At 43.6% G+C, this 16844-nt stretch carries 13 protein-coding genes; 8 read left to right on the top strand and 5 right to left on the bottom strand.

What is annotated here, in order from left to right:
• Window positions 1-201 precede the first annotated feature (201 nt).
• The 3 genes from QZW82_RS30805 to QZW82_RS30795 all read right to left on the bottom strand — a co-directional run bounded on the left by QZW82_RS30805 (window position 202) and on the right by QZW82_RS30795 (window position 8893).
• Window positions 202-4446 (bottom strand): DUF4347 domain-containing protein, encoded by a 4245-nt coding sequence (locus QZW82_RS30805; RefSeq protein WP_293157742.1) that lies wholly within the window; start codon window positions 4444-4446, stop codon window positions 202-204.
• Window positions 4447-5182: 736 nt separating this feature from the next.
• Window positions 5183-7837 carry a C39 family peptidase gene (locus QZW82_RS30800; protein WP_293157739.1) on the bottom strand — a complete coding sequence of 885 codons (2655 nt, stop codon included), beginning with the start codon at window positions 7835-7837 and terminating at the stop codon, window positions 5183-5185.
• Between the two features lie 615 nt (window positions 7838-8452).
• Entirely contained in the window at window positions 8453-8893 is a 441-nt protein-coding gene (locus QZW82_RS30795) for a peroxiredoxin (RefSeq protein WP_293157736.1), read from the bottom strand.
• A 228-nt stretch (window positions 8894-9121) separates the two neighbouring features.
• On the opposite strand from QZW82_RS30795, the gene QZW82_RS30790 reads away from it, so the two are divergent.
• Both QZW82_RS30790 and QZW82_RS30785 read left to right on the top strand, forming a co-directional pair.
• Entirely contained in the window at window positions 9122-9415 is a 294-nt protein-coding gene (locus QZW82_RS30790; protein WP_293157733.1) for a hypothetical protein, read from the top strand.
• Window positions 9416-9500: 85 nt separating this feature from the next.
• Window positions 9501-9695, top strand: coding sequence for a hypothetical protein (locus QZW82_RS30785; protein ID WP_293157730.1), 195 nt, complete (start codon window positions 9501-9503; stop codon window positions 9693-9695).
• Between the two features lie 57 nt (window positions 9696-9752).
• Here QZW82_RS30785 and QZW82_RS30780 read toward each other — a convergent pair whose 3' ends face one another.
• Window positions 9753-11102 carry an NB-ARC domain-containing protein gene (locus tag QZW82_RS30780; protein ID WP_293157727.1) on the bottom strand — a complete coding sequence of 450 codons (1350 nt, stop codon included), beginning with the start codon at window positions 11100-11102 and terminating at the stop codon, window positions 9753-9755.
• Window positions 11103-11292: 190 nt separating this feature from the next.
• On the opposite strand from QZW82_RS30780, the gene QZW82_RS30775 reads away from it, so the two are divergent.
• From QZW82_RS30775 to QZW82_RS30760, 4 genes are all read left to right on the top strand, one after another.
• Entirely contained in the window at window positions 11293-12231 is a 939-nt protein-coding gene (locus QZW82_RS30775; protein WP_293157724.1) for a GTPase, read from the top strand.
• 50 nt (window positions 12232-12281) lie between these two features.
• The gene (locus QZW82_RS30770; RefSeq protein WP_293157722.1) at window positions 12282-12554 is read left to right on the top strand and encodes a hypothetical protein; all 273 of its coding nucleotides are present in this window, start codon (window positions 12282-12284) and stop codon (window positions 12552-12554) included.
• Window positions 12555-12639: 85 nt separating this feature from the next.
• The gene (locus QZW82_RS30765; protein WP_293157720.1) at window positions 12640-13068 is read left to right on the top strand and encodes a hypothetical protein; all 429 of its coding nucleotides are present in this window, start codon (window positions 12640-12642) and stop codon (window positions 13066-13068) included.
• A 174-nt stretch (window positions 13069-13242) separates the two neighbouring features.
• Window positions 13243-13653, top strand: a complete 411-nt coding sequence (locus QZW82_RS30760) for an Npun_F0494 family protein (RefSeq protein ID WP_293157717.1) — start codon at window positions 13243-13245, stop codon at window positions 13651-13653.
• Between the two features lie 108 nt (window positions 13654-13761).
• On the opposite strand, the gene QZW82_RS30755 is transcribed toward QZW82_RS30760, so the two are convergent.
• The gene (locus QZW82_RS30755; RefSeq protein WP_293157714.1) at window positions 13762-14289 is read right to left on the bottom strand and encodes a DUF937 domain-containing protein; all 528 of its coding nucleotides are present in this window, start codon (window positions 14287-14289) and stop codon (window positions 13762-13764) included.
• A 436-nt stretch (window positions 14290-14725) separates the two neighbouring features.
• On the opposite strand from QZW82_RS30755, the gene QZW82_RS30750 reads away from it, so the two are divergent.
• Both QZW82_RS30750 and QZW82_RS30745 read left to right on the top strand, forming a co-directional pair.
• Complete coding sequence (locus tag QZW82_RS30750) at window positions 14726-14911, top strand: hypothetical protein (RefSeq protein ID WP_293157711.1); 186 nt, start codon at window positions 14726-14728, stop codon at window positions 14909-14911.
• A 22-nt stretch (window positions 14912-14933) separates the two neighbouring features.
• Window positions 14934-16565 (top strand): YcjF family protein, encoded by a 1632-nt coding sequence (locus tag QZW82_RS30745; protein WP_293157709.1) that lies wholly within the window; start codon window positions 14934-14936, stop codon window positions 16563-16565.
• Window positions 16566-16844 lie beyond the last annotated feature (279 nt).

Genomic DNA, 16844 nt, shown 5'->3' with positions numbered 1-16844 from the left:
ATCCCTAACTGGGTGATGCGATAATTGCACAGATTTCTGGGTGTTTTTACTCACTATTATCTCGGATAATTCACTTTTACCCCCTCAAGCAGTGTATGTGCCAGTTGGGGGTGCGGAATGTGGGTTGGAATTCACGCTTAAAACCCCGCATTATTAAATAATGCGGGGTTTTAATATAAAACCACATCCAGGTATTAGACTCTAAGCTAAGTTGAAATCGCTCGCATTAATCTGGCTGGAAGACACGCCATTTAGAGAGGCTAAAATTTGACCGCTTGCTGACAAACGAATGAAAGTTGCACTGTTTTCTTGAGTAATTGACAGTTGCGAGAAAGTGAGATTGTTGGCGAGTATTAGCAAATCTTTGCCATCCTCAAAATCCAAGATAGTATCGATGCCAGAATTGGTGGACAGGAAGAATCTATCGTTGCCAGCACCTCCTGACAAAACATCACTTCCCAAACCGCCGGTCAGCAAATCATCACCGTTACCTCCCAGTAGAAGATCGGTACCATTGCCGCCATTCAAACTGTCATCACCGCGACCGGCAAACACAACATCATCACCGCTACCTCCGAGCAATGTATCGCTACCATTGCCACCATAAAGAGTGTCATTCCCAAGGCATCCATCTAGCAAATCGTTATTCTGATTTCCACTTAAGAAATCATTGCCAGCACCTCCGCAGATAGTATCATCTCCGAAGTTACCGTAGAGACTATCCTCACCGTCGCTGCCCAAGATAATATCATTTCCCTTACCCCCCAATCCGATATCATTTCCTCGATCGCCGTCGATAAAATCTGCACCGGCATTGCCAAAAAGTAAGTCGTTGTCTTCCTGGCCATTTATCGAATCGTTGCCGCGATCGCCGAAAATGAGATCTTCACCTTCACCGCCCAAAATGATGTCATTGTGTTTGCCACCATACAGGATATCATCTCCTCCATCGCCGCTAATAAAATCATTTTGTTTGTTGCCGTAAAAAATATCGTTATTTTCGCCTCCGTATAAGTTGTCATTGCCGAAACCCGCATCGAATATGTTCGGATTTGAACTGCCGTAAAAAGCGTCATTATCAGGAGTACCAAACTGGATTTTACCACTGCCATTGCTGGCGATCGTATTTTCAAATTCATTGGGCAAATTCAAATTTGGATACTCAATAGTATTGCAAATGCAATCACTTTCAGTTGAATTTGGTGTCGGAGTTTCCGATGGTGTCGGTGTTGGCGCAGGCGTCGGTGTGGGCGCGACTGGTGTCGGTGTCGGTGTCGGCGCGGGCGTCGGTGTTGGCGCGACTGGTGTCGGAGTTTCCGATGGTGTCGGCGCAGGTGTCGGCGCAGGTGTCGGTGTCGGCGCAGGCGTCGGCGCAGGTGTCGGTGTCGGCGTGACTGGTGTCGGCGCAGGTGTCGGTGTGGGCGCGACTGGTGTCGGCGCAGGTGTCGGTGTGGGCGCGACTGGTGTCGGTGTCGGTGTCGGCGCAGGTGTCGGTGTGGGCGTTGGGGCAGGTGTCGGTGTCGGCGTTGGCGCAGGCGTCGGTGTGGGCGCGACTGGTGTCGGTGTCGGCGTTGGCGCAGGCGTCGGTGTGGGCGTGACTGGTGTCGGTGTCGGTGTCGGCGCAGGTGTCGGTGTTGGCGCGACTGGTGTCGGCGTTGGCGCAGGCGTCGGTGTGGGCGTGACTGGTGTCGGTGTCGGCGCTGGAGCAGGCGTCGGCGTCGGTGCAGTGTAATTAATAATAGTTGTGGTAGCGGTATCAGCGGTAATTGTCGGTGTTACCGCTGCGATACCCGTGGGATCTGACAGGGTGACTGCAATAGTTTCATCGGGTTCAAATGTGGTGTCGCCCAACACATCCAGAGTGATGGTTTTTGATGTTTCACCAGTCGCAAAATTAATCGTACCAGTAGCAGTTTTTGCCCCAGAAGTGCCGCCGATATTGTTATAATCGCTGCCGTTGGTAGCTGTTCCGGCGATCGCATATTTGACGCTACTTGCCCCGTTAGTGACGTTGCTGCGAGTCACAGTGAAAGTTAGAGGTTTTTTGCCGCTATTGCCTTCGTCAATGGTGGCAGTATCTGTGGCAATGGCATAAGCAACAGAAACGCGATCGGAAATAGTTAGTGTGGTTTTTTTTGTGAAGCCCGCAATGCCACCGGTAATTGTGCCAAGGTTGAAAATTACAGTTTCGGGGTTTTCAGAGAGATTGTCAGGCTTGATAGTAACTGCAACATTCTTGGTGAGTGCGTCACCTGTTGAACCTGCGGGGAAGGTAATCGAAGTAGGGGAAAAGGTGTAGTCTGTATTTTGGGTGGCGGTGCTGCTAGAGTCGAGGAGAATTGGCACAACTACATCGTTTAAGGGACTGCCACCGGTGATGTTGACGGGAATATTAACTACTGTGTCTGTCGTTCCTTCCACGCTGCTGTAAGTTGCCGCACCGAAATTAACTGTATTCGATGTATTCAGCAGAACCGAGACATTTTGATCGAAAGCCGTAGCTATATCCAACTTGCCGTCAGCATTAAAATCTCTCGCAATCATATAAGCATATGCGAAAGAATTCGGGATCGTAAAGTTGCTGAGAGTACCAAATTTACCCGTACCATCTCCTAACAAAACTGAAAGGTAGGTACTATAGTAGTTAGACGTGGCTAAATCGAGTTTGCCGTCGCCATTAAAATCCCCTGCCACCACAAATTGGGGATATCCTCCAGTAGTTGCGACATTAAAGTTGTTAGCAGTATCAAAATTACCCGTACCATCTCCCAAGAAGACTGAGACAGATTTATCGGTGCTGTTATTAGTGGCGATATCCAGTTTGCTGTCGCCATTAAAGTCGCCTGTGATGACAGTTCGCTGAGTCCCGCCGCTGCTGCTATAGTTAGTGGGGGAGCTAAGGTTAACGGGGGAGTTAAAGTTGCCTTTACCATCTCCTAAGAAAACGGAGATGTTATTAGTCTTTTCATTGTTCGATGTGACTAAATCGAGTTTGCCGTCGCCGTTAAAGTCGGCTGTGGCAAGAGTAAACTTTGGTGTTTGTGTACTAATCTTAACGGGAGTGCCAAAGCTACCAGTACCGTCTCCAAAAAGTATTGAAATGAAGTTATCAAAACTGGAGTAAGGAGTTGTGGCTAAATCTAACTTGCCATCTCCATTAAAGTCACCCGTTACGATCGACTTATAATCTATCCCTTCACTGAAGTTGGTAGGATCGCCAAAACTGCCAGTACCCGTCCCCAGCCGGATGGAAACGAAATTGCCGTAACCTTGAGACTGAACATTCGTTACAGCTAAATCGAGTTTGCCGTCTCCATTAAAGTCACCCACTGCAACGCCATTGGGATTATCCTTACCTCCTGGCTTCAATAAGCTGATAGGAGTACCAAAGCTGCCCGTAGTACCCGTCCCCAACAATATGGTAAGATCTCTTGGGGAGTTGGGTTCCCCCATTGGCACTACTAAGTCGAGGAAACCGTCACCATTAAAATCGCCCGTACCAATGTCAGAAATCCTTCCTTGGCCCGAACTATAGTTCCTGGCTTCACTGAAGGTTGCAAGGACGTGGCTGTATGCTGCTAGAACTTCGGGCCGAAATGCTAAAGAGGCTGCTATTTTCCCGGTTGTCGTTTCTAGTTTCCAGTCGCCACCTTTTGCTGCGCTGCCGATGAGGTTTTTGGAGGCGGCAACGTTGGTATTTGTGAGTTGGGCGATGCGTTGGATGAAGGTGAAACCGTCTGCTGGGTGTTTATGCTCGATCGCATATTTAGGAGGAATCGCATATTGATTATCGATCGCGCGTCGATCGTCTATGGCGTATTCACGATCGATCGCATATTCATTATCGATCGCGTGTCGATCGTCTTTGGCATATTCACGATCGATCGCCCGTTCATCATTTATCGCATATTCACGATCGATCGCGCGTTCATCATTTATCGCGTTTTCACCCGATCCGCCGGGGGTTGAAACCCCCGTCTCATAGCGAAAGTCCTCTGAAGAGGACTGGATAGCAGCCTTGTTTTTAGTCGGTTTCAACCGACTTGCGCTATGAGACGGGGAATTAATTCCCCGGCGGATTGTCGGACAAGCGCGAGATGTTGATGCGACATTGCAACCGTAAATCAGAATGTCCGCATCAACAGTTAAAGCACTCCGCCACTGCTGCAATTTCTCGGCATAAGTTTCCAGATTTTCAGAACCCAATCTGGTTTTGCCCAGTTGCAAGCTGCCGGGAGATCCGTGAGAAACTATGTGAATGCTGTCTATATTTGTCCGATCGCCCAAAACTTCGGTAATTTGGTCGATCGCATCCCGGTTCCCATCCAAAACCACTACTTCCGTACCCGGTGTTACCCCGGCAATCAAGCTTTGATAATCTGCAACTTGAGAATCTATAAAGGCGATCGCACTTCCAGAAACTTGAGTGTTTAAGTTTGGCATCATACACCTACCGTCGGTTGAAAAAAGAGTAAAAATTTGTTAGATAGATGATAACGGTTTATTGCATAAAACTCTGTAAAGATTTAGTGAAGATGGATCGATCTATACTCCCTCGATCGAATCGATCAGTTTGTCCGTAGATCCGCCGGGGATTTAAATCCCCGTCTCATAGCAAAAGTCGGTTGAAACCGACTGGAAAAAAATTAAAATAATTATAAAAAAATGTGTCTTTCAGTCCTCTTTTAGAGGACTTATGCTATGAGACGGGAGTTTGCAACCCCCGTCGGAACCGTGGGTTGGTGTGGATATTGCGGTACAGTATTTGCGGTGAATTATTGCGAATTTGGAGGTGAACCCACTTTACAGCCGATCGAGAATGCTGCAAGATATTAAGTCGATCGCACTTTCTAGCGTATTTTTATTAAATCAGGTGGCTATTTGAGAACTTGAGTGAGTGCTCATCGACTTTTTATTATATTTTGTAAAATTTGTAACAAACCTAACATTTTTTTCAGAAATATATGTAAATTTTTGCCACCTGAAAATAGCTCAAATTATTAAGTAATATTGCGGGCGATCGAGATTTCGATACGGGGTAGGCACGGGGGCACTACCCCTACAAATTTACATGAATGATTTAGGATTGTTGTATCTAGAGGGTTTCAGTTTTCAATTGAGACAAATGCACTGCCAACCCTACCTCGATCGACTGTCGCAATCTCGATCGCACCTCAAAAGCTTAGCGCGAGATAAAATGCGCCCAAATATTGCCATCTGGCCCCGCAACTTGATTGATATAGCCGTAGGGATACATCAACTTTCTACCCTCTGTATTGCTATAACCGGTTAGTGCATCACCCCAAGGATCTTGCACGATATAACCCTCAGAATTGTAGCCAATTAAGGTGATAATGTGACCCGCAGCAGTAAAATCACCGGCTAAAACTATTGGCCGCCGGTTCAGCAATTCCGATCGCACATCAGCCCATTTCCGAGTCGTGTCAAAACTCGTCTTAAATCCGTAAGCCTTAATCAGCGCCGAAAGCACGTTGTGATCGGTTTGAGAACCCTGGCCGGCATAGTCGAAACACCACTGCAACAACTCATCCTCCAACTGTCCCCCATACTTAGAACGAACGCCGTAATAATACAATATCATCGCGATCGCAGTTACATTGCAAGTAGACCAGTCAAAACGCGGATTGTCCCGCTGTGAAAAATACGGCACGTTCAATTCCACATTGTTCGGAACTGGATCGAAAATTTTATCTCCCCGCTTGAACTGCACAAAACTCGGAAAAACATAACCTGTATTGCCAAAATTCGGCAGTTCTTCAGTCAGAGAAACTTTCAGGTGATCCGTTTCCAAACCGTAGCTTTCCACGCCGTAAACTCGACCTAAAGGCAGCGTAGTTCTCTCGGTAGCCGTTAGCTTGGCAGCATCTACGGGGCGTTTTTTAAACACAGTTGGTTGCAGCATTGTCATCGTCAAAGCATCCGGGTCAAAGGGAACTTCTTTGCCGTTTTTCTTGATTTGAACAGATTGCCAATAGATAAATCCCACATTGCCAAAACCGGGAATAGCTTCGGCGAAAGTTACTCTGAAATGACCCAAGATGCAGGCATAACCAGTGATTGCATAGCTACTGCCTAAAGTTAGTTCGGCAATTTGCTTGGCAGGGAGTTTTGATGATTCTTTTGGTTGACCTTTAATCAGAGTTGTTTGAGTTACCAACAGTTGAGCGTTCCCGTTGCTATTGGGTACGTCTGCTAGGTCAAATTTCAGGACTTTTGTACCTTTGGCAAGCTGAACGTCTGGTTCGTAAAAATAGCCAAAAGTGCCGATCGGCGAAATTGTCGAATCCAGAACCACCTTGAGATGTCCGTCAATAAATCCGTACTTGCTAAGGGCCAAAGTCTGACCTGCTTTGACAAGAACTTTTTGCTGGTTGTTGAGGCGGGAACCATCTACCGGGGCTACCTTAAACCACGTGTCGGAAACTATCTTTAAGCTCAAATCTTTTCCGACAGTCAGCGGATCTGAACTTACGGTAATATAAATTATTTGGCTGGCGGTAACGTTTCCTTTGCTGTCAGTTGCACGCAATCTCAGCCAGCGAGCTCCGGGTACGCTAAATCCTTTAGGCAAATTCACTTGCCAAGTGCTTGCTTGTTGGTTGAGTGTGACGGTTAGCGGATATTTATCCTCGGCTATTACCTCAACTTTTGCTGCTTCTTGTTTGTCAAAAGTGCCTGAAAGTGCGATCGCCTGATTGACCAAAACTTCTGTCGGGCCTTGATATGTTAAATTTGGGGCTGGATTGAAAGATTTGCCACCGCGAGAAAATTGCACGAAATCGGGATAAACAAAACCCGTATTGCCAAAGGGCGGCAAATTTTCAGTCAGCGAGACTTTAATGTGTCCTTGTTCGATCGAGAATCCGGAAATTCCGTAAATCATTCCCGCCGGCAAAGTGATTTTTTCTGTGGGTTGCAGCTTGATAGCATCCACCGGCAGCTTTTTAAACGCAGTAGTCTTGACAACAGTCATGGTAACTGCATTTCTGTCAAAGGCAATCCCCTTGCCGTTTTGCAAAATCTGGACGTGTTGCGAGTACATAAATCCCGAATTGCCGAAGTTGGGAATTGGGCGATCGAGAGTGACTCGAAAATGATTTTCCACGCAAGCGTAGCCGAAGATGTTGAAAGTTTCTCCCTGGTCAAATCGGACTTTCTGAGTCGGGCTTAAAATGGTCGAATCTGCGGGGTTGCGCTTTAACCAGGTTTTTTTGTTCACCCACAGCAACTGCATTCCAGGCTGCGGGTTAGGTAGATCGGCGCGATCGAAGATCAGGATTTTTGCGCCTTTGGTGATGACTGCGTGCTTTTCATCAAAAAAGCCTGATTTTCCCACCGGAGAAATTGGATTATTTAGTTGAACATTCAGGTGTCCGTCTTCTAACTCGTAGTCACTAATTTGATAACTTTTACCTGCTGGTATGTCCGCTTTTTGCAGAGAGTTAAGACTGCCAGAAGGCACTGTTCCGGCTTTTAATTGGGTATCTTGGAGCGTAATTAACGTAAAAGAGCGATCGGGTGTGTTAGAAGCAGGATTAACTTTGATGTTAATTGTTTGTTCGCCGATAACTTTGCCTGTTTTATCAGTGGCTTTTACCTGCACCGTGCGAGTACCAGGGCGATCGAATCCTTTCTCTAAACTAATGTTCCAAATGCCTGTCGATAAATTTATCTCGGCCTTCAGGGCATTTGAGCCTTCTGCTGCTGAGATTGCCACCACTTGATTTTTATCAAAACTGCCAACTAAGACAGAGGCTCGATTAGCCTCAACTTCTTGTGGGCCTAAGTAACTCAAAATAGTCTTAGTGCTTGTCATTATGTATCCGCCTACCTACTTAATTATTCAGCTACAGCAAGGATAACTTCTCATTTTATCAAACACAACGATCCGATCCCGGACGAAATCGCTCCAAGACTGAATCTAGGGGCGGTTAATGCGTTTTATACCATTGATTTTTTATTGTTGGCGAGATTTTTGCCAGAAATCTAACACTCCAGCTAGCGCGCACCTGACGCGAATATACCGCTGGTTGAGAGAATTTGTGGCGCAATTTTTGCGAGAAAAAATTTAATGGAAGTAGGTTATTACCCCCTATACCTTTGACCCCTCACTGAGCTCATTTCAGATTTTAGATTGAGGGATTTTGGCTGTAGGGTGTGTCGCCACGAAAAATTTCAACTACATATCGACAATTTTATAGCGACGCACCCGATCGCAATATTTTTATAAACAAATCGATTGCCATAACAAAAACCGTTCGTAGTGTGGACTTTAGTCCGCAGTATTTTGCGGACTAAAGTCCACACTACGAACATTATTACGAAAAATAATCCGGTTTCTACGAGAAAATTGCGTATAGCAACGAGATATCTCGGAAGAAACCGGATTTTTAGCGCTTTAGTGCATTCAGGAATGTTAGACTGACGGTGGCTAAACTATGGTGACAAGAATATCTTGAGCGTGAGAGTCAACTTTCATAGTTTCCCCTTCATAAACCTGAATAATTTTGCCAGTACCGTCGATGACAAAAGTAACGCGCTTGGCGTAATCGCCTTTCTCGACATCGTAGGCTTTGGTAATCGCGCCATCAACATCTGCTAATAGCTGGAAAGGCAAACCGTACTTCTCCGTGAACTTTTGGTGCGATTCTTCGTTGTCGCGGCTGACACCGAGAACAACTATATCTTTGCCCTTGTATTCTTCATGGGCTGCTTTGAAGCTTTGAGCTTGTCTGGTGCAGCCGGGGGTGTCGTCTTTGGGGTAGAAATACAAGATGACGGTTTTACCCGTGAAGTCGGAGAGGGAGACGGTTTTGCCGTTTGTGTCTTTGGCGGTGAATTGAGGAGCCGCGCACCCAACTGGTAATGTCATAGTTTTGTTGACCTTGCGATTGATAAAGATATTTTAGTTGATTGTGGGCTGTTGTTGTCAATCTCTTAAATTTAGATTCGGAATTGAGTGACCAAAATGTAAAATCTACCTTTCGGAATAGTTTCGATGGGTAATTTTGTGCCTTGACTGACGGGCGATATTGTGTTAGATTGTGGGCGTGGACTCCGAATATACTGACGCTATCAAACTTGATGAAGTAAGTAAAATATGATAGATTTTTACACTGTTATTATCCGAAAGAGTGCCAAGTATTGGGTGGCATTGTGTTTGGAGAATGGATTGGTTGGACAAGGAAATACTCCCGAACAGTCTATCGACAAACTCAAACAGGCGATCGAGTCATTTTCAGAAGTTTATGAATCTGAATCGAATATTTATCTCAATCCTCTTGCTATTAATGAATTGCACGAGTTTCTGACTTTAGAAGATGCGGAAGCTTCAGATACTTATGAACTAAGAAAAGTGGCGTTGCTGATTTACGGTATGAACGACTCAACGTGAAAAAATGAAACAAGCCAGTCAGTCAATCTTCTGAATTTTCAAGTTATCCATTTTCATACCCTGATTAAGCAATGCCGAAAAGTTTATGCCTGAAAATCTCCCATCTTTAAAACCTAAAGCATTATTTAAAATTTTAGAAAAAAACGGATGTCAATTTTACCGAGAAGGCAAAGGGAATCATTGTTTGTATATGCGTGAAATTGAAGGTCAAAAAAGAGTGGTTCCGATTGATATTAGGTGCTGGGGAAATGTCACCAGCTTATGTGTTGCGGATTTTTAGGCAATTTGGGTTTAAAGATTCAGAAATTGAGGGGATGATTAGTTAAATAAGCTAAATTCAATATGAATCTTGACAACAAGTTCTCACATATTCTCGAACAACAAGAGATAAATCAAACAATACTTTCTCTCCTTCTATTCTTTGGAGTAAATAACGTTGACGCAACGATCGCAACCCATTCATTAAGTCCATTGATGACATAGATAAACTTTGCCTTAAATCTTCTCTTGACACAGGTGCATTCAATTTACTTAATTGTAAAATAATCTCTTGCTCTGTGGGTGATAGCCGTTTGAATAATTCAGTCAACCGAGATTTCATATCTTTAGTGACAATTAAACTGTCTTCTTTTAAAAAATCAGCAACTTTGCCACCAAAAATACTTTTAATTAAACTGGCAATATCTTTTAAATCAACGAAATTTCCTCCGTACATATCGCTAAACTCCGCCCAGGCTTCATCATCTTTTAAACCCCATTTTTTCAAAATTTCTGTATGGTCTAATCCTTGTAAATCTAAGCACTTAATAGGATATAAATTCTCATCCAGGCTAATCATTTCTTGACATTGTTCCTGACTTATTAAAATGAAGCTACTTTGATGTTCTATATTTGTCATCATTTTCAATAAATTTTGGAAGTTTTTAGATTCCGTTTTGAAATCTCCTGCCAATTCTCCCTTAATAAACAATTCTTGGAAATCATCAAGGACGATTAAACATTTTTGTTGACGCAAAAGATTGAAAAATTGAGTTAACTTATTATCAGTTTGAATAGAATCGCGATCGATACCTGTGAGAAGTTCATTAATAATGCTCTCTAAAGATTGAGATAGTTTGATATTTTTCCAGATTACTACATCAAAATGTTGTAAATTTAGGTCAACAAACTGTTTGACTAGGGTGGTTTTGCCAATTCCACTTAATCCTAAAACTGAGACTAGATGAACATTTTGGTCGATTAACCAGCGGGAGAGGGTTTGAAGTTCGGTTATGCGATCGTAAAAACTGGTAATTTTTGGGGCTAGGCTTAAATCGCGATACCCTTTGTTTTTACTTAGTTTTTCTTTGATTGATTGATTTGTATCTGCTTGAGGAGAATTAGGACACCAATTAATCTTACTATTTATTAAACCAACAAACTGAGAATTTATCACTCTTTCAATAGTCCAAGAAAAATTATGTCTACTAATATCTTCATCTAACTGTTCAGATAAAATCTTAAATAATTTACGACTAACATCTCCAATATAGTTTTTACTCTTATATCCACATTCATCTGCAATTTCACTGTATGTTTTACCTTGCCACAGTCCCTTAACGACAGCTTTTTCTAGATCGTCTAGATGTTCTCCTCTTTGTTTCTCGACTACCCGATCGACAAATTGTAAAATTTCTGTAATGGTCATATAAGTCATAGGGGGTATGCGTTTTAGCCATTATAGCTTAATCTAAACCAATAAAATCAGGCTTTTTCTGGGTTGTAGTTAATATTTTGTAACAAATAATTCAATAAAATCTGTTTTTTTCAGTTAGTGGTGTTGCGAACAGGATATTTATCATGGGAGAAGATTTAACTTTACCACTCTGAAAAACATTATGGATTTACGAGGTATACTCGAAGGTTTAGCAAAAGACATTCTGGGCGATCAGAAGATGTCGGAGGAGGATTTTGAGAAAATATACCGCATGATTGAAGACAAGGTAGATAATGAACCACCTCCTCGTTTCGCTTTTATTGGTGAAACAGGAGTAGGAAAATCCTCTACACTGAATGCACTTTTTAACGCCGGTTTAGATGTGAGCCATATCGAAGCTTGTACCCAAGAGGCTACAGGAATTGAAGTATCCTTTAATCAAGTTGAAGGTGTTAATGGAGCATTAGTTGCTTATGATATGCCTGGATTGGGTGAAAGTCGCTTAAAACAAAAAGAACACATTGCACTTTATGAAAAAGTGTTAAAAGACGTAGATGTCGCTTTGTGGATTTTAGATGCACAAAATCGGGCGATCGCTTCAGTACAGCAATATTTAGAAACAGAATTAAAAGCAATTCATCCTAGACTTTTAGAGCGAATGGTAATTGCTTTGAATAAAGTCGATTTAGTCCATCCTGGAGGAACTGCTTGGATTGAAGTAGCTAATTTACCCAGTGAAGAACAAGAAAGAAATATCGAAGGAAGAATCCGTGATGTTCAAAGAAAGATTAGGGAAGTATTGCCAAATTGGCAAGGAAAAGTTGTAGGATATTCTGCTAACAGACGCTACAACTTACCTCAACTTTTTGATGCCATGATGGATGCTGTACCTAACAAAAGAAGATGGGTAGTTGCATCTCGTAAAGCATTAGCTGATTTTTTGGAATTAGTTGATCCTCAGTTATTACCTCCAGAAAAAAGACGAGAAAGAGCGACACCTCAGCAACCTCAACATTCTAAGATGTCAGATTTTGTTGCTAGTATGCCTCCTGAAGAATTTGCTAAATTTGCTGGAGACAAAAAAGCATTTTTAGCGTGGCTAAAACAACAAGGACTTTAATTCAATATCCGGTGCATCTCAAGTCAAATTCAAAAACAGGAGATTTATCCATGATAAACGTTCCAAACGAAAACTATATTCCCAGTGATGATATAGCTAAAATCAAACAGAGATTAATCAATCAAATCAGCAATATGAGTGAAGCTGAAATGAGGATAGCTGCGAAATCTGAAGCAAGTTTAAGAGCTTTTGTAGCAGATCTATTTAAGTCAATTGCTAAACTGTTTGGCTATATTGTGGGACAAGTAGTTGGTTTTGGCAGAGATATAGTGCGATCGATCGGTGACGGATGGTCAGAAGGCTGGAAAGCTGGACTAGGTTAAAGTCTGCTTGTATTATCTCAATACCTCTACATTATTTTTTAGTATGTAGAGGTCAACTTATTTATTATTTTTTCAAGTGATACTTATGAGTGAATGGATAGCATTTCCTTTTCCTAAATGCCCAAGTTGCGGTAAACAATGGGGCAAAAACTATCATAAGGATTGTCTTTTTAATGGTCAATTGCTCGTTGAACCTTATCAAAGACAGGTAAAATGTGAATCTTGTAGCGCTCATTGGTATATTCTAGATAGTAAATTTAACTGTTCTTGTGGGTATCAATTTTATCCTTCAGAAGTGGAAGATGCTCTCTCTACAACTCAGCTATTAAGACAGCGTTTACTTCAAAAACTAAATGAAATGGATAGTTATGAAAAAAGCATTATTTCCAAATCAAACAGTTCTTTTCAAGAATGGATACATGACATTAGTTATGAGATAGCAAGAGCCTTAGGGACAACAGTGTCAAAAGCCCAAGAAGTTATTAAGAACTTCTTTGATAAGTGGTCATTGTAGCTAAAATCCTAATAGCGTCATAGTCTTTGCGATTGCTTCGCGGGGACGCTCGCAATGACATTAGCGTTAACTGAACCGTATTGTGTCATAATTTGGGTAAATTTTTCAGAACTATGCTTGGCTGACTCTAAATAGGTAATCATAAAAATATACTACCTATTCTGAGCCAAATCAATGACTTTTATCCCATCGGAAGCGTTTAAATCTATTAGTTATCCAAGCCGCACTGTCAAAAGAGCCGATCGCGCGATCCGGTGTGCTCCTTTTCAATTACACTTCTTCCAGACCATCCGCGATAACAGTGTTTTCCTAAGCGCGATCGCCTCAAATGCAGGTGTCGAAAGCGGCTACACCCGATCGCCCGTAGCCGAACTAACAGCCGAAAACTCTCTGCTGTGGCTGATTCAAGTCGGCGTGTTGCGGCGCGAAGTAGATGGACAAGGGATTACCGATAGTTTTCGCCTCACGCCGCTGGGCCGCCAACTCGTGGAAAAATGGGAACAGCAAGGAAATAGTTTGCCAACTGCTTCATTGTGCGATCGCCTGGGAAATACAGTTAGCCGAGGATTCGGACTATTTTCGTAAGAGCGTTAAGGCGGTAAGGTGCGCGCCGCGCACCTGCATAATTAGATTTTGATGAGGACTGAAGTCCTCACTACAAACCTCAATTTCTCTCCCCGAATTTTCAGGCAATTAGCCCTGATTCAAAAAGCGGCTAGCCATCGACATGGCGTCAGTAATATCTACGTCGCCGTCTCCATCTCCATCTAAAAACGCATTCAAAACGGGATTTGCGCCCTGGGTTGGATTTTGGGCGTTGCCGCCGCTTTGCAGCAAATTGAGTACCAAGGGCAGTAAAACAGGGATCATCCCTTGCACTGTCTCGTTATTCAAGCCGGTTCTTTGGGCGATATCGGTCACTATTTGCGTCAGTTGGCCGCCTCCAAACAAACTCTGTACCGCTTGTGCATTGGGGTTTGTGCCGCTAAATTGGTTGACAACTTCTTGAGCTTGTGCGTCTCCAGATTGCGATCGCACGTCTTGCAATGCCGATCGCACGTATCCACCCAAAACCGACATCGCTAGCTGAGTCGTACCCGCATCGACGCCGTGGTTGCCGCTCAACTGCTCTACCGCACCCAGAATGTTGCCCAACTGATTGGGACTTGCTTGTTGGTTGGGATTGTCGATCGCGCTCAAAATTTGGTCAAAGAGTCCCATAAATTTCGCTCCGTACAGTGGTTGCTCAACTTTGAATTATAGCAAAGCCTGTTTTTCAAGATTACCGAAAATAGTTTTGAATTGGGTATTTTCACTCATCATACTATTTTTTTTTATTAGGACGCTCGTTCTTATCCTGCACGAGCAACTTAGTTTATCGTTTCCGTTATCGGATATTTTAGGATGCACTTATACGATTACGATTTTAGATGTTAGATTGAAAAATTGGGAATGACTGATTCCGTAAGGATTTGGAAAACTGGCAAATCAGTTGCATTCTTTTTGGCAACTGGTATGACGTGAAGAAACCGTGTTTCTAGGTACTTAAGATATATTTGTTTAAAAAACTATATAGTTCAACTCGCGATCGAATAAATAGGTAGGTAGGTATCAGTAAACCGACAAAGGCGTTCGGGCGGGTGAGTGGAACAATAAATTGTCTGCTAAGCTACAATTGCAGCCTCGGGCGCGATCGCCATGTTTTAGTTGCATCCGCTGGCACTCAAACCCACACTGCATCGAACCCGAAGGACAAGCCGAATCGGAATTTACGCGCGCAGCAGTACGATCGGGCGCTTCAACAGTTCCGAGTTCTGATGAAAATGTAAAAATCAAAACATAACCCTTTTACTTGCCCCTGCCCCATGCCTTTGCCGCGCCTGCTAACATTAATTGCCGCTTTCTGCCTCACCCTGGGGTTGATTATTGGGCTGGTGAGTTCCTTAACTGGGCTTTACAGTCAAGTTGCGTTGTCTGCTTCTCCGCTACTGGCTAATTTGCTAATTTTCCTGATCCTTGTACTTTTAGCAACGCTAATTTTTGCGCTGTTTTATTATTTGAGGCTGCTGCAACGTCCGGGAAAAGTTAAGGGAAAACGGGCGATCGATCCGAAGATTCCTGTTGTCAAAAGCGAAGCTGCTTCGGAAAATCTCAAAGCAATCAGACAGCAAGTCGATCGCATTCAAGACGAAGTAGCACGGCAAGCTTTGCTGTTGAGAGCCCGCGAAATAGAAGCTAGCATGGCCCGCGGCAATGTTCGGATCGTTGTTTTTGGTACCGGTTCTGCGGGCAAAACTTCGGCTGTAAATGCCCTGGTGGGGCGGATGGCCGGACAGGTGGGGGCGCCAATGGGAACTACCGAAGTTGGAGAAACTTATACTCTGAAATTGAAAGGAGTCGATCGAGAATTAGCAATTACTGATACCCCAGGCATCTTGGAAGCGGGAGTAGCGGGGACTTACAGAGAGGAATTGGCGCGGCAGTTGGCGGCCCGGGCTGATTTGATCTTATTTGTGTTGGACGGCGATTTACGCAAATCTGAGTATGAACCGCTGCGGACTTTGGCCCAAATTGGCAAAAGGTCGATCGTGGTTTTTAATAAAGTAGACCTTTATCCCGACAACGACAGAGACGAAATTCTCGATCGACTGCGACAGCGAGTTAAAGGTTTAGTATCAGCAATGGATGTAGTTGCCATTAGCGCCAACCCGCAAAAAGTTGTACTAGAAAGCGGGACAATATTTCAGCCAGACCCCGATATGATGCCATTAATTCGGCGAATCGCAGCAATTTTGCGAGCCGAAGGCGAAGACTTAATTGCGGACAACATTTTGCTACAATCTCAGCATTTGGGAGACCAAGCACGCAAGTTAATTGACGCTCAAAGACGGCGCGCTGCTGATAAAGTAGTAGAGCGCTTTCAGTGGATCGGAGCCGGAGTAATTGCCGTTACGCCTTTGCCAGTTGTAGATTTGTTAGCGACAGCAGCAGTTAACGCTCAAATGGTAGTAGAAATTGCCAAGATTTACGGCTGCGAATTAAATATCGATCGCGCCAAAGAACTAGCCCTGTCTCTCGCCAAAACCCTAGCCAGCTTAGGAATAGTTGAAGGCGTAATTCAAGTAGTCTCAAGGGCGTTGCAGTTAAGTGTAGCCGGATTTGTACTTGGCAAAGCAATTCAAGCAGTCAGCGCCGCTTATTTAACCAGAATTGCCGGGAAAAGTTTTATTGAATATTTCCGACACGACCAAGATTGGGGTGACGGCGGCATCGCCGAAGTCGTGCAAAGGCAGTTTCAGTTAAATCGAAAAGACGAATTTGTCAAAGCTTTTGTCAAAGATGCGATCGCCCGCGTTGTCGAACCTCTAAACATCTACCAGCAAGAAGAATCGGAACCAGAATTAGAAATGTCAGCAGAATTGGAACCCGAACCCTTGTATCAGCACCCAGGCGACGATTGGGAAACCCACAGCAACAAGCGAAACGATGAATGGTAATTAGTCAGTTGACAGTTGACAATTGACAGTTGTCAGTTGTCAATTGTTATTAGTTATTAGTTATTAGGTAATTGCTCAACCCCCTTGACAAGAAGACAAGATAGACATTAGATAAAGGAATGGAAAAACTACCCGACCTAAAACAACTATCGGACGAGGCAAAAGAAGCCTTGATAGTAGAGCTATGGGAGAAAATCCAAAAACTCAGTGCAATATTAGCCACCTACGAACCAAAACCAGAGCCAGAGCCATCTCCTAAAAAAACGAGCAAAAATTCTA

Origin of the sequence: Microcoleus sp. bin48.metabat.b7b8b9.023, assembly GCF_013299185.1 — a bacterium.
Taxonomy (GTDB): Bacteria; Cyanobacteriota; Cyanobacteriia; order Cyanobacteriales; family Microcoleaceae; genus Microcoleus.
This window is presented reverse-complemented; position numbering and strand designations above follow the sequence as displayed.

Coding starts and splice junctions, on each gene's coding strand:
- QZW82_RS30805 (WP_293157742.1), bottom strand. CDS start 4,446: ATGATGCCAAACTTAAACACTCAAGTTTCTGGAAGTGCGATCGCCTTT.
- QZW82_RS30800 (WP_293157739.1), bottom strand. CDS start 7,837: ATGACAAGCACTAAGACTATTTTGAGTTACTTAGGCCCACAAGAAGTT.
- QZW82_RS30795 (WP_293157736.1), bottom strand. CDS start 8,893: ATGACATTACCAGTTGGGTGCGCGGCTCCTCAATTCACCGCCAAAGAC.
- QZW82_RS30790 (WP_293157733.1), top strand. CDS start 9,122: ATGATAGATTTTTACACTGTTATTATCCGAAAGAGTGCCAAGTATTGG.
- QZW82_RS30785 (WP_293157730.1), top strand. CDS start 9,501: ATGCCTGAAAATCTCCCATCTTTAAAACCTAAAGCATTATTTAAAATT.
- QZW82_RS30780 (WP_293157727.1), bottom strand. CDS start 11,102: ATGACCATTACAGAAATTTTACAATTTGTCGATCGGGTAGTCGAGAAA.
- QZW82_RS30775 (WP_293157724.1), top strand. CDS start 11,293: ATGGATTTACGAGGTATACTCGAAGGTTTAGCAAAAGACATTCTGGGC.
- QZW82_RS30770 (WP_293157722.1), top strand. CDS start 12,282: ATGATAAACGTTCCAAACGAAAACTATATTCCCAGTGATGATATAGCT.
- QZW82_RS30765 (WP_293157720.1), top strand. CDS start 12,640: ATGAGTGAATGGATAGCATTTCCTTTTCCTAAATGCCCAAGTTGCGGT.
- QZW82_RS30760 (WP_293157717.1), top strand. CDS start 13,243: ATGACTTTTATCCCATCGGAAGCGTTTAAATCTATTAGTTATCCAAGC.
- QZW82_RS30755 (WP_293157714.1), bottom strand. CDS start 14,289: ATGGGACTCTTTGACCAAATTTTGAGCGCGATCGACAATCCCAACCAA.
- QZW82_RS30745 (WP_293157709.1), top strand. CDS start 14,934: ATGCCTTTGCCGCGCCTGCTAACATTAATTGCCGCTTTCTGCCTCACC.